The sequence below is a fragment of the Iodobacter fluviatilis genome, assembly GCF_900451195.1.
Taxonomy (GTDB): domain Bacteria; phylum Pseudomonadota; class Gammaproteobacteria; order Burkholderiales; family Chitinibacteraceae; genus Iodobacter; species Iodobacter fluviatilis.
The window spans coordinates 2694491-2716470 of record NZ_UGHR01000001.1; the positions used below are offsets into that span (position 1 = coordinate 2694491).

The window sequence follows — 21980 nt, forward strand, 5'->3', positions numbered from 1 at the left end:
TATGGATCAGCGCCTTAGCCTCTACGCACTGGCGGCAAAATACCAGCTAGATGCCGCCACCACACAGCAATTACAGCAACTAGCCGCCCCTGAAGCGATAGCCATCGCCAGCCGCCTGCCCAAAATTCTGGCCGTAGCTGCTGCGGCGCTGTTTGGGCTGGGGCTGGTTTTCTGGATTGCCGCCAACTGGGATACGCTGGGGCGGGCCGGGCATTTTGTGCTGCTGCAAGCGCTGTGCGTTTTACTTTGCACAGCCGCCATTGTGCTGGCCAAAGCCCGTATTCCCCTTTGCCTGTTAGCATTCCTATCTGTTGGCGGTCTTTTTGCTTACTTTGGGCAGGCTTATCAAACCGGCGCAGACCCGTGGCAGCTGTTTGCAATCTGGGCCGCCCTCACCCTGCCGCTATGCTTGAGCACCCAAAGCGATGCACTGTGGACGCCATGGGCGCTCATCGTCAGCACAGGAATTTCATTATGGATACACGCGCATACTGGCCACCGCTGGCGCCTTGAGCAGGCCGACACCCAGGTTTTCTTACTGGGCTGGAGTGCAGCACTGCTGATGACTTTGATGCTTAGCCCCAAACTGCCTTACTTAAAAGGCACAGGCCACTGGGCGTTTCGCACCTCGATGACACTGTGCAGTGTCATGATCTGCAGCAGCGCATTTACCGCACTGCTCGCTGATGATGTTTTGCTGCTGTATTTTTCAGGGCTGCTGCTTTTTGCTCTGGCCACGGCGGCAATGGCTCAGCCAGCCACCTTCGATATTTACGGCTTAAGCATCATTGGCCTGTGCTTGAATATTCTGCTGATATCCGGCCTGACCCGCTTACTGTTTAACGGACATAACAACGACAACTTCATCGGCCAGATTTTACTGATTGGCCTTGCCGCAGCGGTCTTACTCGCCTTCACCGTCAGCACTTTACTGCGCCTGTCCAGACGCCAGGCAAACACACTATGAACCAGCCACTTGTACAAAAAGCCATTGCCGCTGGTCTTTTACCCGCCGATGCCCAGATTGAAACACCAGAGAGCAGGCCATGGCCCGTGGTGCTGCTCACGGCGTTGGGGGCATGGCTGGCCGCCATTCCTTTACTGATTGTGATTGGCATGATGCTGGGCGACACCCTTATTCATAGCGTGGCAGGGCCGTATTTTGTGGGGATACTGGTTTTGGCGGCCGCCATCCTGCTGCTACGCGGCCAAGATATTCCTTTATTTGTGGAGCAACTCGCCATCCCCGCCCTGATGGTGGGGCCAGCTCTTATTGCTTATGGTCTGTTCACCCATTTACCCAGTGCCTTGGCGTGCACCATGCTGGCATTGCTGGCAGGCGGGCTGACATGGGCCATTCCCAGGCCCTGGCTGCGTGTTTTACTGGGTGCAGCCTCGGCCGCGCTCACCGGCTGCGCAATGCTGATCTGGATTAAAAATGGCCATAGCGATGCCTATTCCGGGCTATGGCTGGCGCTACACTCCATGCTTTTGCTGTGGCTGCTTGCCAGCGCCGTGCAATACAAAATATTCAACGACGGGGGAAAAGCGCTCATCGCCGCCGCATTTGAATCCTTTTTTACCGGCTGGCTACTGGTGATTCTTGCCGGGCTGGCCTTTAGCTCGGGCATGACCTTCCTTGCTGGCGCCAGCCTGAGTAATAGCGTTTTTGCTGAAATCATGCATGAAGCAGCACCACATTCTGCAACAAGCCACAGCTTATTCGCCCTGAGCTCATCCCTCTTTGCTCTAGCAGCTGCGCTGTTACTGGGGCGCAACTGGCCATTACTGCGCAGCTACGCTGTCGCGGCCTTAATTTTAGCGGCGCTGTCTTGGCTGATGCCCGCGCTGGGTGCGGTATTGCTGGCTCTGTCGATCAGTCTGATAGCCGGGCGCTGGCGATCCGCCAGCAGCGCAGGCCTAGCTGGCGCATGGATAATTGGCGCGTTTTACTATCAGCTGGATTGGACACTGACCAACAAAGCGTTGTTATTTATGCTGGCAGGCAGCCTACTGGGTGCCCTAGCGTGGCGAGCTTTAGCGCCGGCATCCGCCTCAATAGCACCTGCCCAAAACCCACGCCAGAAAATAGGCATCGCACTCACTGCCGCCTGTGTTTTGCTCATCGCTAATATAGGCATCTGGCAAAAAGAAAACCTCATCGCGCACGGCCAGCCGCTGTATATCCCACTCGCCCCGGCCGACCCACGCTCCCTGATGCAAGGTGATTTTATGCAGCTTAATTTTCAAATTCCCTTTGATACACCGTCAGTTAGCGACATAAGCCATCCATCCCGCCCTTTTCTCATTATGAAAAGAGACAGCCAAAACATCGGCAGCGCCCAGCGTATCGACCATGGCGAGCCGCTAGCCGCAGACGAATTCAAAATCGAACTCAGCCCCAAAAACGGCCACTGGGTACTCGTTACCGACGCATGGTTTTTTAAAGAAAGCGAAGCCCGCCGCTGGGCACAAGCCCGATATGGGGAATTTAGAGTGATGCCAGATGGGAAAGCTTTGCTAGTGGGGCTAAAAGGCGAGGGAATGAAGGGGCTGTAATCTAAACTAAAAACATATACCCGACACGTTCAATATGCCACTCTCTGCCTTGCTAAATAGAGATTAAATCCAGCTACCACAGTGGCTGCGGGCAGATATAAATCATCTCTACGCAAATTGCGTGTGCCTGTTCAATACCTGTGCACAAGCCGTTAAATAGCTTGTGCTCCAGCTTAAATCCTCTGTCATTGTCTTTTATGAAATATCCCTCCTCATCGTAAAAATGATCATCCATGTTCAGTGAACCAATTTCAGGCTAAGTTTTACTGCCTGATATTGCTCCTGCCACACATAAATCACACGCAGCTTACTGCTTTACACCAATAAAGCGGCGATCCGCAGCCCTGAACAAACTACATACCCCCCTGCATTTGATATTTACATCATGGCCGTCATGGCATCTGCTGCATTTTTGTCAGGATGTTTATTACACATCAGACTACTCCTCCATGCCCACTTGGCCCGCCTTCAAAAAATACGCTCCCACTTTCCTGCGCATTCTTGCCCCGTAACAAAATTCATTTGTTTTCACATTAAAGCATTTTGCATCGTCCTCTTACCCAAACCTGTCTCAAGTCTTATCAAAACCAAATAAGTCAGACAGGAAGCCATTAACACATACCACAGAGGCGCAATATGGGGACAAAACTGAGCCAACTGCAGCAACGCTGGAGCAATGCATCCGAACAAGAGCTGATCATCGCCCTTGCCAGTCACAATGAAGGTGCATTTGAAGAGTTTATTACCCGCTATCATCATTTTCTTCAGCATCTGTGCAATCGTTTTTGCTCAGGCAATACGGAAAACAGTAAAGATTTATACAGCCTTGTCCTTCTTCATATTTATACAGAATCTCCCTTTAAATTGTCGCAAATCCGCCACCTTGGTGGCTGGCTGCGTCAAGTCACCAAAAGTAAGTTTATTGATCAGCAGCGCTGGCTAAATGCAGAAAACCTGCGGCTTCAATTGCATCATAAAGAAACAGACCATTACAGACCTGTTTCTCCTGAATATCAGGCACTTGGGGACGAATTGCTCAAACAAATACAAGAAGTATTCCAAACCTTGCCTGAAAATTTACATGACGTGGCCTATTACCGTTTTGTAGAAGAAATGCCTTTCAGAGAAATAGCTCAGCTATTGAAAATCAGTGAGGAACTAGCACGCAAACGCGCTCAGCTGGCTCGCAATTTATTAAAGCCCGCACTTTGGACCTACGTAAATATCGCCATTCAAAGTGATCATACCGGCAATAAAGTCTATCCCGGCGCAGAACAATACGAGCACGAAGCACACACCTCCGCATTTCTTGACCTACCCGATTAAATTCATTCTGCGCTCAATTGACTTACACTGTATTAAACACATTCAAAAATCTTGCATACTCGCTAATAAACACAAAAGAATTAATCATGATTGAATTGAGAATTAATTATGAGTCACTGAGCGAAGCACTCATTGAGCTTAAACACTTAAAAGCAAGAGGCTGGACATTATATTTCAGCAACGATGGCTTAGAGATCATTGCAAGAAAGCGATTTTTATTTTTCGACCAGCAATAAATACGCACCCAAAACAAGGTATGTATTTGAACAACAGCGCACGATTCACACTTTCTTTACGCATCATAAAAAATAACCCATAAATTTATTCACAAAAAAACATCATGCATCGTCTTATTTACAACAGGGCAATACAAAATGAACCCAATAAAATCAGCACACAAAAAAATACGGCACGGGTTCAAAGTAACTTTCATATCAAAAAACATTCAATCTGATAAAAAAGTAAAAGAATTCGCAGATGAAATAAACAACAACACCATTTTATTTACCCGTGAATTTTCAGAAAAACTGCGTGAGACACACACAAATATTATATGCACCGCAAACGACAATCACATTGAACTAAGCACAAACGGGAAAAAAGAATCAGCATATATCAGCGTGAAAAAGGCGAAAACATATTCATCTGACGACAAAGGTTATTCAGGCACTTTTTTTACAAACCTGCTGATCAGCACGCATAACAATCAGCCTATTTTTCAATTTATACCCGCAATAAGCTGGACATGCAATGAATGTGCAATAAAAAGAAAACTCAGAGTCGCCAATACAACACCAACACCTGAATACGGCCAGAATATTGAAATACCAATGGATAACTATTAACAATCATTTCAAATATCAGCACTTAAAAATCCTTTAGTATTAATTTTAAAACCAAGGAGAATTAAAGAATCAGACACAAAAAAAGCATAACCCAACTTTAATTTATTTAAACCCTAAGGAACATAACATGACTGCTTATACTCTTTCGTTTCAAAACAATTCCAGCAACTCTGCCACCGCTTGCGTTTACACCACAGCGCCTGATATTGGCGTACCTAATGTGATGTCCCTGGCATGGCTGACTAAGCCATCTCACCCAACGACCCGATTAAATTTTGATTGGAATATTGATTACAGTCTTGTTTGGTCAGAAAACGGTGATCTTAAACCAGGTGCCACTTTCGAAGCGTCCCAAACATGGGCTGTGGATCCGAACGGCGAAAATGCGGTGTTACTGACTTACGACGAGCACGGCTATACCTTTACCAATAAATCAAGCGCAGCTCCGGCCGGCTCACTTATCGTTAAACAAAGCTCGAGCGTACCTTTACGCAAGGCATCGGTTGGGGTAGGTATCTCTGGTCAGCCTGCTTTGGCTGTAGAAGCACAACCCAATATCCATCTCGCATTTACACCTCATCCTAAATACTGGATCACCTTTGGCAGCTATGAAGTGGGTGAAGTGCTGGATCTGGAAGAAATTTCTGATTCATTTGAAATTGATTATCCCGCCAATGTTTATTCAGCCGTAGTGACCCTGGATATTAACAACCAATGGAGCGTGGATTACAAATAATTCACTCTACAAATAAATTGTAATTATCACCATTCGTATCATTAATTACGATAACCAATCACACCATACATAAAGAATGAAAATCCGGCGGCATTTGTCGCCGGATCAAAATCGGCCTTACCAAAAGAAGGCCAATACATTTAACAACCCTATTTTTTTATAAGAGTAAATAATCATGCCTAACGAAGCAAAGAAAGTTTTTATTACCTGCAAAAACAACCCATCTCTAGCAGAGAAAACAGCAAAAGAAATTAGAAGCGATCCAGGCGTCACAAAAAGAATGGTGGAGGAAATTAATGCCAATAAAAAAGAACTGAAAATCTAGAGAAAACAGAAAAACTCGGCATTGATTACGAAGCATTTGTAGTTAACGTTGTTGCTGGTTTGGCTATAGATGGAATTGTAGCTGCGATTAGATATGGCTACAACAGAGCTCGCCGCTCCAATCAACCTGAAGCTCAGCAAGTCATACAGCAAGGTCAGAATTTAGCTGCAATTTTTAAAAATTAATACGTATTTTATAGAAAATACGAATACTGAATATAATAGCAGAAGAATATATCTGTTATTTAATATCAATCCGTTGTGCATTTGTTAGCTCTAATTAAAATACCGCCTAATCCCTCCGTAAACCTTAAGTTCAGTATTTTTTAAAACGGCAAAAAAATTCGCATAACAACCATCTAACACCCCAGCCATTCGGAGCAATGACCATGGAAACTACCACAGCTAAAAACACTACAGAAATGTCACAAGAATCAGGTAGCGCTTTAATCTACTCTTCCGATCCAGGCACCCTTGTCGACGGGCAGATTTTAGCGCTGGGGGCAGCGGAGAAAACCTATGCAGTCAATCATTTTGACCCAAGCAAGGAAGACAGCAACTTTTCATACACACCGGGCCGCGTTGTTAAAAATGTGTTCAACAAATATCAGAGCAATGAGTTTCAAGTTGCCTGCTATTACACGGATTGGTCGCAGTATGATTCTCGCTATGAAACAAGCAGCGATTTTAAAGAAGGTGGTCGTGGCATAGATCTGATGCGCTTACAAGATGTCGGCCCTTTTGACAAAATCATTATTGGTTTTGCCGGCATTATTGGTGACACTGGCGAAAAAGCGGAAAAAATTAATGCCGCTGCGCAAGATTTCGGTATTGCCAGCAGCGAAGCCGACCTGCCTAATCAAAAAGGCAGGGCCACCTTTACCGATGCCTGGGGCGATGTACTGTCTTATATTAATTGTGGCTTTAATGGCTGGATTAGTAATGATCCAGTCCCATTCTTTAATCCAGCCAAAGCGCAAGGTGTACTGGGTGGCTTAGTCCAGCTCAAGCAAAGCAAGCCCGATTTGCGCGTATCGCTCAGCCTAGGTGGCTGGACTATGAGTCAGGCATTTCACTTTATCGCGGCAGATCCTAAATTGCGCGCGCGCCTGGTACAGAGCCTGAAGCATATCGTCGACACCTTCCCGATATTTACCGATCTGGATCTTGATTGGGAATTTCCGGGCTGCACAGGCAATGGCAATAGCTATGGCCCGGAAGATGCGCCCAATTTTGCCCAATTGGTCCGCGAACTTAAAATGGCGATGCCCGACATTCATATCAGCATTGCCGTGAATGCTGAGCCTGAAAAAATGCAGCACGCCAATATTCCTGAACTAATTGCCGCTGGGGTAGAAGGGCTAAATATGATGAGCTATGACTTCTTTGGCTCCCCGTGGGCCGAGGGCTTAGGTCATCAGGCAAACCTGCAAAGCGACACCCCCAGCCAGAACTCAGCCGCACGCGCGGTCGAATACTTGCTGGGCTTAGGCGTTAATCCCAAGAAAATTTTCCTAGGTTATGCCGCCTATACCCGCAATGCCAAAGGGGCCGGGATCACATCGGTATCGCCACTGCAGGGCAATTACGATAATCAAAGCAAAAACAGTACGGTTGGCAGCTTTGAATCTGGCTCCACTGAATGGCCGGACATTGTGCGCAACTATATCGACTTTGAGCAGCAAAGTGGCCGCAATGGTTTTCAGCTGTATACCGACACAATTGCTGATGCAGATTTCCTCTTTAACAGCAGCAGTCAGGTGTTTATGTCACTGGATACGCCACGGTCAGTCCGGGCCAAAGCGCAGTATGTGAAAGAGAAAGGTCTGGGTGGCCTCTTTGTATGGACCGGCGATGGCGATAATGGTCTGCTGACCAATGCCGCCCGTGAAGGACTGGGCTGCAAAGTACAGCAACAAATCATCGACATGACTTCATTCTACTTCTCTGGCATTACCCAAAAATAGATATCGCTGGCCATATCAAATAAACCGCCCGGCTATTCACACGACCTCTGGCGGTTTATTTATTGCAAAAACATACTGGCCCTTTTTTTGCACTCCTTTTTGTGATCCGGCTGCTTCGTTTTTTTTAATGAAACATAAACCCAAGCGCTGTTCTCCCCAAGACACCAGTGGTTTAAGATCTTTGCTGCGTAAAATATGAAATTAAACAGACAGGATTGCCCCCCATGCCCACCCTCTACATCATCCACGGCTATGATGCCGCGCCTTCCAACCACTGGTTTCCTTGGCTGCAAGATCAGCTGGCAACGCTTGGTGTGGCTTGCCATATTTTGGCGCTGCCAAACTCCAGCCAGCCTAATTTAAACGCTTGGCTGACTAAAATTGAGCAAAGTGTGGCGGTGCATGATGAGGATGTTTATTTTGTGGGGCATAGTCTGGGCTGCATTACGGTGCTGCGGCATTTAGAGCGGATGGATCAAACCATTGGCGGCGTGGTGCTAGTGGCGGGGTTTGCCGGTGCCGTGCCGCTTTTGCCCCAGCTGGATGAGTTTACGGCGCAGCCTTTAAATACTGCGCACTTACGCCAGCTGATTAAGCAGCGCTCTGTGATTGCCGCAGATAATGATGCCACTATTCCTTTCGCCCTCACCGAATCGCTAAGCCAGCAATTGGATGCGCAGTTTTTAATCGTAAAAAATGGCGGACATTTTTTGCTGGGCGAGGGTTTTGATACCCTGCCCGTGGTGCTAGATGAATTACGCCGGATGTTTGAGCTGGCCCGGCTTAAATCCCCTACTCATCCCTAATGCCGTTCACTTAAGTGGTTTTGATCTTAGCCCCCCCCTTTATTAAAGGGGGGAACTCAAGCAAAACGGCTTAAGTGAACGGCATTACCCCTCAGCCCCCCCCTTTTTGCAAAGGGGAAGGCTAAGCACGCCTCAAGAGTACCCCATCATCCACACTGACAAACTACTGGCGATTTAAGGCAACTTCACCCGCATCAGTTTACTTTTACTCTTTTTAGATTGAGTTGTCGGATTACTGGCTTCTCCGAATAAAAATGAATAATCGCTGGCAAGCGTTTGCTTTTGCCCTGCTACAGTCGCCCCCGTGTGGCAACTCAGACAATTGATATCTTGGTGGTAGGTTTCCAATACCGTATTCGCCACTGGCTGTTGGGCGACGGGGGGCTGGGCATTGCCATCAGGCAACGGCGAAGTTGCACCGGGGTAGATGGGGGTATTGCTATTGGGCCACAGCACATTCACGAGCTGATAATTCAGAAATACCGAATTAGGATTAGCCGCTTTAATTGTGGCCCAGGTGTTGGTATTCAGGGCGGCGATATTATTGGCGGTGGTATTGCTGATCGGCGTAGTACGCACCACTTGTACCGGCGCGTTGTATGGGTCTGTCCCCAGCACCGGCATTTTATTTTGCACACATTTGTAGTAATCAGTCGCCGGATCACAGCTCAGGTTGTAATAGGTATACCAAGGCAGAGGTGGCGCGCTTAGCTCATTTTTGCTGGGCGCATTATAAACATGCTCAAAGGTGCTCCACATAAACTGCTGGGCATTGGGTGTTTTGCGAATAATATGCAAAGCCACCAGCCCCACCGTCACCTGCTTGGGCGGAGTACTGCCGCCACCCGTGATCGGATAACTCACCCACGCTTTGGATGTTTTAAACATCGGCCACAGCGTGGGATCATCCAGCTCTATCCATGCCGCCTTGATTTCAATCGCCCCCACCGAGCTATAAGAGACAAACGTTCCTGGGCCATCGGGCAGATTCAGCCCCTGTGTGGTGGCAAATGGGGGCTGCTTGCTGGCGATATACAGCTGATTCTGATTGATATAGTTGTATTCATCCTGATTAAGCCGCTTTTCAAACAGGGTGACATAGTTATTCATTTTGGGCTGAGCGGTGAGCCACGCGCCATTCGTGCCCGCCTCTGCAATGTCTTTTAATGCCGCCGGCGAGGTACCCGTAAATTTAGACGTGTGATAAAGGCTCTTGATACCCAGCGCCGAGGTGGCTTTGAGGGTTTTACTTTTCATTAAAGCGCGCATCGCCAGAGGGATAGCCTGCTTACTAGACCAAGGCAAAGGAGGCGCGCCATTAGGGCGAAACACTTCAGATGATTCTTTATAACTTTCCCACACCACCGGGTTGAGCGAGCCCGCCACCCCGAAAGAGGAAGCAGGCACGCTGGTATCAGGCTGCCCCGGTGCATTGGGGTCAGCCGCCCAGTTAAGGGTAATAAACTGCTGCCATGCCAGATTATTAAATGCGTTTTGATTGGTGCCCAGCGAATCGCAAGGAATAACCGGCTGCAACACCGGCACGCCAGCCCACGTTGGGCAAGCGGCCTGCACCGGGCTGCAAGCCAGCAAAAAACCCACCGAACCACCAAGATAAGCAAACACCCGCAAACGATTCAATACACGCATGGCAAGCCCCTTTAATCCATCACGATCACGCCGGAATAATATTCAGCAACGCGGACATTGGCGCTTGCACCTCGTCCCCATAATTAGTCAGCGTCAAGCCACGTAAACCCAGCTCAGCATTTGCGCCCACACTGACTTTTAAATTAAGTGAAGCGCATTGAGATGGATAAGAATTACCTGGCACAGCGTAATTGACGTTGTCGTTAAAATTGCTGACCACAACCGTGATATCCGGCCCAAAATCCACCGTTGGCAACTGCCCCTGTGGCCCAAGCTGCGTGGTGGTGCAGGTCAGCACCATGGGGATATTGCTTTGCCCAAGCCGGACAATCGGTGCAATCAGGGTGGAATTACTGGCCAGTGAAATTGGCGTATTCATGGGATTGCTAACTTCGGTATTAAAGTAAGCATTCCAAATAGCCGAGTGAAACAGCTGTAAGGGCTGGGCGTAATCTGGCGGCACAGGGTTTGCAGGCGGGGTAACGCCCGTTGGAGGAGGTAAAACGCAGGCTTCATTGGCAGGTGCTGCCGAAACCTGAATCGGGCGCGCCCACAGACCAATCGACATTTGCTGAGTGACCTGCCCGCCCCACTGAATCGGCTCACCCGCTGCATCAGTGATATCGCCAATCGTAAACGACACGCCTGCATCCACCCAGGATTGCGGCAATTGAAACACCGCATGCAGTACAAAATTACCGCCATTTTGCGGCGATGCCGCTGTCGCCCCGAACAACATGCCGGTCACCGGATCAGTTAATTCAGCCGAGCCACGCACAATTTGCCAGCAATCCTGAGCCGATGCGCCCGCTGGTAGTTTTGGGTCTGCTGGTAAGGTAAAGCCGCTTAAGTCAGGCACCTGAATATATAAACCGGTTGGATTAGCAAGTGCCGCCTTGCAGGGAAAACCAGTAAGCTGCCCGCCAATGGCTTGATTCACCGATTGCCCGATATGCGGATCGCTATTGCGATAAGCCTGCCCGTATTGCGCGCAGCAAATCAGCGTTTGCGGCACGCTATTGCCACACGCACGCTGAATTGTCGCGCCACCCGCCAGCGCCATTTCGGTTTGCAGGGTATTGGGGGTACTGGTCAGGTGCATCGCACCGCCATAATTGCTGCCACTTCCCCGCACGGCCACGGGGCCGCTATTCCATTTATTCAGCGGGTTATAAGCTGGGCGTCCTGTTGAAGGATCTGTCACCACGGCTTTTGTTACCGGATCAAGCAAATACAAATCACTGACTGGTACAACCACCTGAGCCGAGGCTGGCGCGCCAAAACTAAGGGTGGATGAATACACATCGGCTACTTTTTGCGGATCAATCATCCACAATGTGTTCCAGTATTCCGGGTTTTCGCAGGTCATATCAATGCGGGTGATTTTATTGCTTTGCGGATCACGCACCACGCTCCATTCGCAATACTCATCCTGCCAGCCGCGCGGGCCATAGGGGCCGTACATATGCAGCTCGCTATTCCATGTGGCCTGCGGGCAAAGCTGGGTGGGGATATTTTGGAAAGCGGGTACTGGCACTTCTGTTGTGCCAAATTGATCAGCTATCGCAAACAGCTGCTTGGCAGAATAATTGTAAGGATTGGCAGGGTAAGCACCCTTGCCCAGATATTGGCTCAGGCGATTAGGAAAAGCCGTCCAGTGAATTAAAGCCGCCGTTGCGGTGCTGGGAATAGTAGTGAAATTTGTATCAAAGTAAGAAGTCTGATTGCTGGCATAGAGCAGATTCCACGGGTCGCCCATGATGGCCTGCGCGGTAAAGCCACTGATATTGGTATTCCATTGCAGGCAAACTGCATCGTTTTGTGCCGAATTAACCGGGAAATCATTAATAAATGCGGGGGTATTAAACACCACTTTCTGATAAGAATCACATTGTGGTGCGCTGCCATACCAGGGCTGGCCGGAGAAGAACGCAGCATCCCCAGGGCTGAAACTGCGGCCGTTGGTCAGAACCATATTCTGGCGGCAGTAAAAAAAGAAGCTGATTTCAGCATTTTGCGCTGCATAAGCCTGTGCGGCTTCCACGCTGCCACATGCTTTAGTACCAATCCAGTTGGCCCAGTTAGCTTCTTGATACTGAGCGACATTATTCGTTTTGACCCATGTGTTTTGCATCTTTTGCTCCAATTAAACAGACCAACAAGGGATGCCTTTCTCTTTCGCCTGATAAGAGAGAGCATGAAGGTGCTCCGCACCCAAACCAAACTGCTTCACCGTACCGTCAGCACTAAACATCACCCAGCCCATCCTGCCCAAGGCAATACCCAGCCAGACAAGTGAAACCAATATAGGTTGAGCCCCTTATTACGCCATGGAATATTTAATTATAAGAAAGAATAAAAAAATAAATTTGTAAGCATATCAACAGCACACGCAAGGATAAAAATGAGATTAACAATTAATCTTACAAAAAATGAATGCAAAAAAGCCCCGCCAGTACGATGTACGGCGGGGCTTTAATTGGGCAAAAATTCAGCTTAAATATGGGCAGCCTTATAAATACTCAGCAAATCATTCACATTCAACGAGGCCCCGCCGACTAATCCACCGTCAATATCAGGCATGGCAAACAACGATGCGGCGTTGTCGGCCTTGACACTACCGCCGTATAAAATAGTGACCGATTCGGCCCATGCGGATGAAAACAGCGCCAGCTGTCGGCGTAAGAATGCATGTACGTCCTGCGCCATTTCTGGCGTAGCGGCAAGGCCGGTACCAATCGCCCAGACGGGTTCGTAAGCAAGAACAAACATGGCATTTTTTTTCATCAGCTGCAAAATGGCCTTCAGTTGCTCTGCCAGTACCACCTCAGTCTGCCCTGATTCCCGATCACTCATGGTTTCACCCACGCACACAATCGGGATCACCCCGGCGGCAATACACATGGCCGCTTTTACTGCCACGGTTTGATTACATTCACGGTGGCGATCCCGCCGCTCGGAATGCCCAACAATGGCGTAGCGGCAACCTAACTCTGCCAGCATATCGGCCGACCATTCGCCCGTGCGTGCACCATGCGTCACTTCCGCCACATCTTGCGCGCCATAGTGCACGCCAGAGCTGCTGGCCAAGCGCCCTACTTCGCCCAGATAAGGCGCGGGCGGGCAAACCACCAGCTCGACACTCTCCATGGCTGCAGCAGCCAGACGCGGTAGGCTTTCACGGCACAGCGCCAGATTGCCAAACATTTTCCAATTGGCGACCACCATTCTGGCGCGTGGCGCAGCTAAATTAACTGGGCAACTGATGGTTGCATCTGGGCTATCTATTGTGATTTGCATCATGGTGTCCTTTTATAAAACAAGCGCTGTATCTGTTGAACGGACCGCCGTTTTTGCCAGCCACTGACTCAAGATTTCATCTGCATTGGCAGGCAAATGCAGGCGAAGCTTGGTTCTGCGCCACAAAATATCTTCAGCGCTTTTTGCCCATTCAAATTGCATTAAATAGCGCACTTCGGCGGCGTAAAGCGCAGGCAGGATTTCCTCGCCCAGATCGGCCACACATCGTGCACCTTTAAGCAAAACAGCCGTTCTTGATCCATAGGTACGCGCATAGCGCTGCAATAAATCGCCTGGCATCCATGCATAATCTTTTGCCAGCTTTTGCATAAATTGCTCAAAACTACCGTGCAAATCGCCACCAGGCAGGGGTTTAGTTGCACTCCAAATTGCGTTATGATTGCCCAGATGCGGCGCAAGCAAATCAACAGCCTGCTCGGCCAGCTTGCGATAGGTCGTGATTTTGCCGCCAAACACGGACAACAAGCCTTCGCTGGCATCAAACTCCAGTGAGTAATCACGGGTTACGCTGGCCGCATTGCCGGAAGCATCATCCAGCAGCGGGCGAACACCTGAAAACGTCGCCACCACATCACTTGGGCTGATTTGCTGCTCAAAATAGCGATTGCTCATCTGGCAAAGATAGGCGATTTCGTCTTTATCGATGCTGACTCTGGCCGGGTCGGCCTGGTATTCCACATCGGTGGTGCCAATCAGCGTGAAGTCTTTTTCATAGGGAATCGCAAAAATAATGCGCTTATCCGGGTTTTGAAAAATATACGCATCGGGGTGATCAAACAGTTTTTTCACCACAATATGGCTGCCTTTTACTAGGCGCAGTGCATGGGCTGATTTCTGACCCACCACATTTTTAAGCACCGACTCCACCCAGGCACCGGCCGCATTCACCACCGTGCGCGCTTTGACCTGCTGCACCCCATTTACGCCCTGCAAGGTGCAATGCCAAACGCCATTTTCACGCTTAGCCGCCACGCAGGCGGTTTGGGTATGCACCAGCGCACCGCGCTCTGCCGCGTCCATCACATTCAACACGACTAAACGGGCATCCTGTACCCAGCCATCTGAGTAAGCAAAACCATGGCGGTAACCGGCCTTGAGCGATTTTCCTGATGCATGGCGGTCAAAACGGATTGATTCTGTGCCGCGTAAAACTTTGCGACTTGCCAAGTGATCGTAAAGAAACAAACCGGTACGGATCAGCCACTTAGGACGGCCAGTAGGATCGTGCGGCATCACAAAACGCAGTGGCCAGATAATATGCGGGGCTAAATCCAGCAACACTTCGCGCTCTTGCAGCGCTTTGCGCACCAGACCAAATTCGTAATATTCCAGATAACGCAGGCCGCCGTGAATCAGCTTGGAGCTGGCCGATGAGGTGTGTTGCGCCAGATCGTCTTTTTCACACAGGCAGACAGAAAGGCCACGGCCAGCCGCGTCACGCGCGATCCCTGCTCCGTTAATGCCCCCGCCCACGACCAGTACATCGTAAATTTTATCTTCCACGCTTTTCTGCCCCAGATGCGATTCAATGATTCATTATTGATTCTATTTGTACATAAACAAATACAAAACAACAAAATACTAACATTATATTTTCGCAAATGTTTGCTATGGAAAACCCCTATACCCTTTTTTGCATCTTGTAAGCTTCCCCCATCGCATTGTCCACAATGGCTTGTTAAACTCTGTACAACTCTTTTCAGCCAACGAGACGCAGCATGATTTTGAATCTACGCCAGCAGGAACTTTTAAAATGGGTGCAAAGAGAGGCTTATGTCAGCGTTGAAAAGCTGGCAGAACACTTTGATGTCACGCAGCAAACCATACGCCGTGATATTCACCAGTTGGTTGAAAACAAGCTGGTGCAAAAGCTGCACGGGGGTGTCAGCACCTTATCCAGTGTAGAAAACGTGGCCTATGCAGCAAGGCAAGTGTTGCTGATCGAAGAAAAACAAAGAATCGCCGAGTTGGTTGCAGCGCATATTCCCAATAATGCGTCTTTGTTTATTAACCTTGGCACCACCACCGAAGAAGTGGCCAAAGCGCTGCGCCATCATCGCGGCCTGCATGTGATTACTAATAATCTGAATGTCGCGGCCATCATGTGTACTTACCATGAATGCGAAGTCATTATTGCGGGGGGTATGGTGCGCGGTAGGGACAGGGGCATTACGGGCGAGGCCACTATCGACTTTATCAATCAGTTTAAAGTGGATTACGGCATTATCGGCATTTCCAGCATTGAGGCCGATGGCACGTTGCGCGATTTTGACTTCAGAGAAGTACGCACTGCCGAAGCGATCATCAAACAATCAAGACATGTTTTTTTAGTGGCAGACCACTCCAAATTCGGCCGCCCCGCCCTCGCCCGCCAGGGCCATTTATCGCAAATCACCGCCCTCTTTACCGACCAGCCGGTAGATGCAGCCATGGACGCGGTGATTAAGGAATCAAAAACCCAGCTCTATATTGCAGAAACGCCTCAATAAGGGATTGATGCTGGGTTTCGCAGGCCAGGTGAAACCCGCGTATTTATTCAGCAGTGCTCACGGGCTTCAGCCCAATTGCGCTAAGCAGTTTGTACTTAGTAGCAAACAAAGACAAAAGAAGGAAACTACGCTCTCGATACGGGGCTTAAATCACCCCTTGAAACACGCAAGCTCCGAACAAGCCGGGCGGGGGATCGCTTGGGATCGAGGAACGAGGATCAAGCCAATCCCGCCCGCCGCCGACTCGATTGGACCGCAGCAGGGTCCTTCGTGTTTTGGGGTTGTGGCTTCGCTTCCTTTCTTGGCCACACAAGAAAGGAAGGTCCAGCGGGTCGCCCGCACCAAAATCAACGTGCCGAAGGCACTAAAAAGATTTTTTTGACTTTGCTTAGCGCACTAAGGGCGCCCCCTCAACAAGCGCCAACTTTGAAACAAGAACTTTTGATCTCCAACTCCCCTTATGCAAAGAAAAACACACCTTTCAATCAAAAACGAGAAGTCGCCCGTACAAAAAAACAGAAAATTTTCCTTGAGCCGAACTATTTTTTTCTCATTTCGCATAAAATTGCAACAAATCTAAAAAAACATTTACCCCGCTGCACACCGCGTAAAACCTCACCTTTTCGCTTTTGTAGTCAATTTTTTTCGATTACAAGTTGCGGTATCCCCTGATATAAAACAAGTTTGCAACGATTAAAATCAGAAACGATCAGAAAAGAACATTACACAAACAACAAGCCTTTTCTGCTCTCAATTGCTTGCCTCATGCAGCCTGTGAGGCCGACAATTCAACCATAAAAAACACACTCAATAACACATCGCTTGCCAGCTAAAGCAAAGGGGATAGAAGTGGAAAACAAATACATTTTGGCGCTTGACCAGGGCACAACCAGCTCACGCGCAATTTTGTTTAATCAGGCAGGCGACATCATTTCGATGGCGCAAAAAGAATTCAAACAGATTTATCCTCAGCCAGGCTGGGTAGAACACGACGCACTAGAAATTTGGGTTGGGCAATCTACCGTAGCGCACGAAGCCATTACCCGCGCCAACATTGACAGCACCCAAATCGCTGGCATCGGCATCACCAACCAGCGCGAAACCACCGTGGTGTGGAATCGTGAAACCGGCCTGCCGGTGTATAACGCCATCGTCTGGCAAGACCGCCGTACCGCACAGTATTGCGATGAAATCAAAGCCCAGGGACTTGAGACATCGATCCGCAGCAAGACTGGCCTGCCCGTTGATGCTTATTTCTCCGGCAGCAAAATCAAGTGGATATTAGATAATGTAGAAGGCGCTCGTGAGCTGGCTAATACGGGCAAGCTGGCGTTTGGTACGATAGACAGCTGGCTGATCTGGAACTACACCCACGGTGAAGTGCATGTGACCGATGTATCGAATGCGTCCCGCACCATGCTGTTTAATATCCAAACACTGACTTGGGATAAAGACCTGCTAGAGCTGATGGATATTCCAGCCAGCATCTTGCCGGAAGTGCGCTCATCCAGCGAAATTTATGGCTACACCCATGAATCGATGCTGGGCAGCCGTGTGCCTTTATCAGGTATTGCCGGTGATCAGCAGGCCGCGCTGTTTGGCCAGCAATGTACCCGCCCCGGCATGGTGAAGAACACCTACGGCACGGGCTGCTTTATGATGATGAATACCGGTGTTACCCCCATCATCTCTAAGAACAATCTGCTGACCACCATCGCCTGGCAAATTGGCGATCGTGTTGAATACGCGCTAGAAGGCAGTATTTTTATTGGCGGCGCGGTGGTGCAATGGCTGCGTGATGGCTTAGGCATGATCAGCAAGTCTTCCGAAGTCAATGAATTAGCAGGCCAAGTAAAAGACAGCGATGGCGTGTATCTGGTCCCTGCCTTTGCTGGTCTTGGCGCACCACACTGGAATCAAGACGCTCGCGGCTCGCTCTTTGGCGCAACGCTGGGCACAAAATCAGCGCATATCGCCCGCGCTGCGCTCGATAGCATCGCCTACCAAACTGCCGATGTATTAAAAGCGATGGAAGCCGATGCGGGCATCAGTATTCCTGAGCTGCGAGTGGATGGCGGCGCAAGTGTGAACCCACTGCTGATGCAATTTCAGGCCGACATCCTAGGCACCGATGTCATCCGCCCCAAAATCACCGAAACCACAGCACTGGGCGCGGCTTACCTAGCCGGCCTTGCCGTGGGTTACTGGAAAAGCATTGACGATGTACAAAGCCAGTGGCAGCTGGATAAGCGTTTTAGCAGCCAGATGAGCGCAGAAGGCTCGGGCAAGCTGCTGAAAGGCTGGCACCGCGCAGTAGAAGCCACCAAAACCTGGGCCAATCACGAAGCGGATTAAGAGGACGGCTGAGCGTTCCCGAAACACTGCAGGCGACACTTATTCGTCGCTCAGCGCAGCTTCGGGCACGCTTTACCAGCAGGCTTAATTCGGGATTTATTTCGATCAAAATCCTGAAGTACAAAAACAAACAACACCCTCATCATCCGGGCCTCTGCCCGCTTCAAACTGGACTTCAAAATGACTCCATTATTTGCAGAGTTTATTGGCACCGCTTTACTGGTACTTTTAGGTAATGGCGTTGTCGCCAATGTATTACTCAATAAAACCAAGGGCCAGAACAGCGGCCTAATTGTGATTGCCTTTGGCTGGGCCATGGCCGTATTTGTGGGTGTATTTAGCGTGGCAGCCATTAGTGGCGCCCACCTCAACCTGGCCGTAACCATTGCTTTGGCTGTGGCAGGTAAATTTGCTTGGAGCAATGTGGGCGGTTATATCGTGGCGCAAATGCTAGGCGGTATGGCGGGCGCTTTTGTGATGTGGCTGATTTATCACAAACACTTTGAAAGTACCGAATGTGGCGACACCAAGCTCGCCGTATTTTGTACCGGCCCGGCGATTCGCCATGTAGCTGGCAATCTGGTTTCAGAAATCGTTGCCACCTTTGTTTTGGTATTTGCGATTTTAAGCATGGTTTCACCCAAAATGTCGCTGGGTGCAATTGATGCCCTGCCGGTAGCGCTTCTGGTACTGGGGATTGGTGTTTCTTTAGGCGGTACAACAGGCTACGCCATGAACCCTGCCCGTGACCTGGGCCCGCGCCTGATGCACGCCATTCTGCCGATTTCGGGCAAGCGCAACAGCGACTGGGGCTACGCCTGGATTCCTGTTGCAGGCTCGATTATTGGTGCCGCACTAGCAGCCCTTGCCCACGGCATTCATTAAACCTTACCCGCCAGGAAAAATGCGGTTTTATCCGCGGGCTTGTTGTCTGCTCGCATTTTCCTGAAGCTTGTTTCCAATGCAGGCATCCTGTTCCGATGCCTGCACACAGGGATTTTTCATGTTTAAATTTTTACAACCTGCCAGCCATCTCGCACGAATGGACGAGCAAAAAGTTGACAGCACTTATAAGCGTTTACGCTGGCAAATTTTCCTAGGTATTTTTCTTGGCTACGCGGGCTACTATTTAGTCCGCAAAAACTTCTCTCTTGCCATGCCCTATTTGGTTGAGCAGGGCTATTCCCGTGGCGATTTAGGCTTTGCCATGTCGGGCGTGGCGATTGCTTACGGAGTATCTAAATTTTTAATGGGCGCGGTATCAGATCGCTCTAATCCAAGGGTGTTTTTAAGCCTTGGGCTGCTCCTGTCTGCCGCTATTTTCCTGTTTATGGGCTTTGTGCCTTGGGCTACATCCAGTGTCACCATTATGTTTGTGCTGCTGTTTTTAAACGGCTGGGTACAGGGTATGGGCTGGCCGCCATGCGGTCGCACCATGGTGCACTGGTGGAGCCAGAAAGAACGTGGCTCGGTGGTTTCGGTATGGAACTGCGCGCACAATGTGGGCGGCGGCATGATAGGCCCGCTGTTTATCTTAGGTATGGGCTGGTTTAATGATTGGCGCTCGGCCTTCTATGTGCCTGCTGCGGCTGCCATTGCCATTGCAGTACTGGCCTTTGTGGTGATGCGCGACACCCCTCAATCCTGCGGCCTGCCCGCAGTAGAAGAATATAAAAACGACTACCCGAAAGATTACAACGAAGCGCATGAAGTAGAGCTGAGCGCCAAAGAAATCTTTAAAAAATACATTTTGCCCAATAAGCTGCTCTGGTGTATTGCCTTTGCCAATGTATTTGTTTATTTGCTGCGTTATGGCGTACTGGATTGGGCTCCCACTTATTTAAAAGAAGTGAAGCACTTTACGGTTGATAAATCATCATGGGCTTACTTTCTGTTTGAATGGGCGGGTATTCCGGGCACCCTGCTGTGCGGCTGGATGTCAGATAAAGTGTTTAAAGGCAACCGCGGCGCAACGGGCTTGTTCTTTATGGGCCTTGTTACCATCGCAACCATCGTTTACTGGCTGAACCCGGCAGGCAATCCTACCGTGGACATGCTTTCACTGATTGCCATTGGCTTCTTTATTTATGGCCCTGTGATGCTGATTGGCCTGCATGCACTGGAGCTGGCACCTAAAAAAGCCGCAGGGACAGCGGCAGGCTTCACCGGCCTCTTTGGTTACCTTGGCGGCTCGGTTGCCGCCAGCGCGGTGGTGGGTTATACCGTGGATCATTTTGGCTGGGATGGCGGCTTTATGCTGCTGATCGGCTCATGCATCGCCGCAATGATTTTACTGGCACTGACGATGTTTCATGACACGCCAGCCAATAAAACCAAGCGCGAGGAAAAAATGCTGAGCCCCACACTGGCCAAAGCCGCAGCTTAAATCTTAAATAAACACGCAATGCCGCTCAAATTTGGGCGGCATTTTTTTATTTAGTATTTACCCTCCCTCCTATTGAAAAAAACCCTTCATTTTCAGCATTAGCCATAACAGAAGATGCGGAAAATCCGACCTAGTGAGTCCATAAAGCAACGCCTTGTCTCTCATTACCATGGAGCAGGTCACAGCGCTATCGTATAAAACCACAAAAATCAGCAATGAGTGCTGTTGTATTTTTATCCAAATGCCGAACCGTATATTTATTTTTTTTATTTAAAGTACAGAAAAACAGCAGTTGATACTTACAATTAAACTATTTCACCCCCAAAAAATCATGGTATTTCCACTTAATCAGTAAGGAATAAAAACAATACATTAAAACAACTACACGCACTCAATCAGACAATTCTTATCATTAAACCCAATTAAGTTTCATCAAGAAAAAATTAAAAAATCGAATATAATTTAATGATTCAATTACAGATACAGGTTATTGCAATGAAATCTTACATTGCCGTTCTTTTAAGCTCACTGATTATTTCTGCTCCGGCGCAGGCAATCAGCGTGAAAGTATTTACTGATAAAGCAGAATGGACAAAAGCCCTTAAAAATATTATTGCTGGTGAAGATTTTGCTGATGGCACGTTTATAAAAGGCCTGTCAATCAAAGCAAGCTCTACAGACCCTAGCGATTTTTCCCATAGCTACACGGTTACAGGTGGAAAATTAGTCGACCGGCTAACCGAAAAACACAGCACCAGCATCAATTACACATCCAAACTGCTTGGAATTGGTGGCGATTTTGACCTCTCCCTCAATGAGCCAGGCATGGGCATCAAGTTGGTACTCAGCGGCGACACTTTCAGCCATTTTCTGGTCCCCAAGGAAATCAACAAATACGCCACCGGCGGCTTTTTTGGCCTGGTTTCTGATACAGCCTTCACATCACTTAAACTAATGGCCGGCACACAGGGCACCGCATTCGTAAACGGGGAGCAATACAGTCTGGATAATTTATCTCTTGCTACCGCCACTGCCCCCATTCCAGAGCCTGAAACCTACGCATTAATGGGCATGGGTCTCATTGGATTACTGGCTGCACGCCGCCGCAAAACTCAATAAATGCGGATTGATTAAACACAAGGCCGGCAATGTCCGGCCTTTTTTATAGCCTAAAACAGTTAGGCATCATTTATTTGTAAGAACTGCTACTAATCGC

General features: G+C 49.0%; 20 protein-coding genes. 15 read left to right on the plus strand and 5 right to left on the minus strand.

Annotated features, from left to right (window positions below):
• Window position 1 precedes the first annotated feature (1 nt).
• From DYD62_RS12480 to DYD62_RS12510, 9 genes are all read left to right on the plus strand, one after another.
• On the plus strand, window positions 2–967 hold the full coding sequence (locus DYD62_RS12480) for a DUF2157 domain-containing protein (RefSeq protein WP_115227637.1): 966 nt from the start codon (window positions 2–4) through the stop codon (window positions 965–967).
• The gene (locus tag DYD62_RS12485; protein WP_115227638.1) at window positions 964–2559 is read left to right on the plus strand and encodes a GDYXXLXY domain-containing protein; all 1596 of its coding nucleotides are present in this window, start codon (window positions 964–966) and stop codon (window positions 2557–2559) included. The genes DYD62_RS12480 and DYD62_RS12485 overlap by 4 nt, the downstream gene beginning before the upstream one ends.
• 636 nt (window positions 2560–3195) lie before the next feature.
• Window positions 3196–3885 carry an RNA polymerase sigma factor gene (locus tag DYD62_RS12490; RefSeq protein ID WP_115227639.1) on the plus strand — a complete coding sequence of 230 codons (690 nt, stop codon included), beginning with the start codon at window positions 3196–3198 and terminating at the stop codon, window positions 3883–3885.
• An 86-nt stretch (window positions 3886–3971) separates the two neighbouring features.
• On the plus strand, window positions 3972–4121 hold the full coding sequence (locus tag DYD62_RS23630) for a hypothetical protein (RefSeq protein WP_165928636.1): 150 nt from the start codon (window positions 3972–3974) through the stop codon (window positions 4119–4121).
• A 138-nt stretch (window positions 4122–4259) separates the two neighbouring features.
• Window positions 4260–4730, plus strand: a complete 471-nt coding sequence (locus DYD62_RS12495; protein WP_115227640.1) for a hypothetical protein — start codon at window positions 4260–4262, stop codon at window positions 4728–4730.
• A gap of 127 nt (window positions 4731–4857) precedes the next feature.
• Window positions 4858–5466 (plus strand): RhiA family protein, encoded by a 609-nt coding sequence (locus DYD62_RS12500; RefSeq protein ID WP_115227641.1) that lies wholly within the window; start codon window positions 4858–4860, stop codon window positions 5464–5466.
• 175 nt (window positions 5467–5641) lie between these two features.
• Entirely contained in the window at window positions 5642–5791 is a 150-nt protein-coding gene (locus DYD62_RS23635) for a hypothetical protein (RefSeq protein ID WP_165928635.1), read from the plus strand.
• A 388-nt stretch (window positions 5792–6179) separates the two neighbouring features.
• The gene (locus DYD62_RS12505; RefSeq protein WP_207916420.1) at window positions 6180–7757 is read left to right on the plus strand and encodes a glycosyl hydrolase family 18 protein; all 1578 of its coding nucleotides are present in this window, start codon (window positions 6180–6182) and stop codon (window positions 7755–7757) included.
• Between the two features lie 224 nt (window positions 7758–7981).
• The gene (locus DYD62_RS12510; protein ID WP_115227642.1) at window positions 7982–8563 is read left to right on the plus strand and encodes an RBBP9/YdeN family alpha/beta hydrolase; all 582 of its coding nucleotides are present in this window, start codon (window positions 7982–7984) and stop codon (window positions 8561–8563) included.
• Between the two features lie 174 nt (window positions 8564–8737).
• On the opposite strand, the gene DYD62_RS12515 is transcribed toward DYD62_RS12510, so the two are convergent.
• The 5 genes from DYD62_RS12515 to glpD all read right to left on the minus strand — a co-directional run bounded on the left by DYD62_RS12515 (window position 8738) and on the right by glpD (window position 15037).
• Window positions 8738–10213: a hypothetical protein gene (locus tag DYD62_RS12515; protein ID WP_115227643.1), complete on the minus strand. Its 1476-nt coding sequence runs from the start codon at window positions 10211–10213 to the stop codon at window positions 8738–8740.
• A gap of 25 nt (window positions 10214–10238) precedes the next feature.
• Window positions 10239–12347 carry a DUF8225 domain-containing protein gene (locus DYD62_RS12520; protein WP_207916417.1) on the minus strand — a complete coding sequence of 703 codons (2109 nt, stop codon included), beginning with the start codon at window positions 12345–12347 and terminating at the stop codon, window positions 10239–10241.
• Between the two features lie 12 nt (window positions 12348–12359).
• A complete protein-coding gene (locus DYD62_RS23640) occupies window positions 12360–12518 on the minus strand; it encodes a hypothetical protein (RefSeq protein ID WP_165928634.1) in 159 nt (52 codons plus the stop codon).
• A 191-nt stretch (window positions 12519–12709) separates the two neighbouring features.
• A complete protein-coding gene (tpiA, locus tag DYD62_RS12525) occupies window positions 12710–13516 on the minus strand; it encodes a triose-phosphate isomerase (protein ID WP_207916414.1) in 807 nt (268 codons plus the stop codon).
• Window positions 13517–13525: 9 nt separating this feature from the next.
• On the minus strand, window positions 13526–15037 hold the full coding sequence (gene glpD, locus DYD62_RS12530) for a glycerol-3-phosphate dehydrogenase (RefSeq protein WP_207916411.1): 1512 nt from the start codon (window positions 15035–15037) through the stop codon (window positions 13526–13528).
• Between the two features lie 215 nt (window positions 15038–15252).
• Between glpD and DYD62_RS12535 the strand changes: the two genes are divergently transcribed.
• The 6 genes from DYD62_RS12535 (at window position 15253) to DYD62_RS12560 (ending at window position 21883) form a co-directional block, all read left to right on the plus strand.
• Complete coding sequence (locus tag DYD62_RS12535) at window positions 15253–16023, plus strand: DeoR/GlpR family DNA-binding transcription regulator (protein WP_099399036.1); 771 nt, start codon at window positions 15253–15255, stop codon at window positions 16021–16023.
• Window positions 16024–16293: 270 nt separating this feature from the next.
• A complete protein-coding gene (locus tag DYD62_RS23445; protein WP_132038632.1) occupies window positions 16294–16695 on the plus strand; it encodes a hypothetical protein in 402 nt (133 codons plus the stop codon).
• Window positions 16696–16872: 177 nt separating this feature from the next.
• Window positions 16873–18378, plus strand: coding sequence for a glycerol kinase GlpK (gene glpK / locus DYD62_RS12545; RefSeq protein WP_115227647.1), 1506 nt, complete (start codon window positions 16873–16875; stop codon window positions 18376–18378).
• A 180-nt stretch (window positions 18379–18558) separates the two neighbouring features.
• Window positions 18559–19263 (plus strand): MIP/aquaporin family protein, encoded by a 705-nt coding sequence (locus tag DYD62_RS12550; RefSeq protein WP_115227648.1) that lies wholly within the window; start codon window positions 18559–18561, stop codon window positions 19261–19263.
• 118 nt (window positions 19264–19381) lie between these two features.
• Complete coding sequence (glpT, locus tag DYD62_RS12555; RefSeq protein WP_115227649.1) at window positions 19382–20764, plus strand: glycerol-3-phosphate transporter; 1383 nt, start codon at window positions 19382–19384, stop codon at window positions 20762–20764.
• A 495-nt stretch (window positions 20765–21259) separates the two neighbouring features.
• Window positions 21260–21883, plus strand: coding sequence for a PEP-CTERM sorting domain-containing protein (locus tag DYD62_RS12560; protein WP_165928633.1), 624 nt, complete (start codon window positions 21260–21262; stop codon window positions 21881–21883).
• Window positions 21884–21980: the final 97 nt, after the last annotated feature.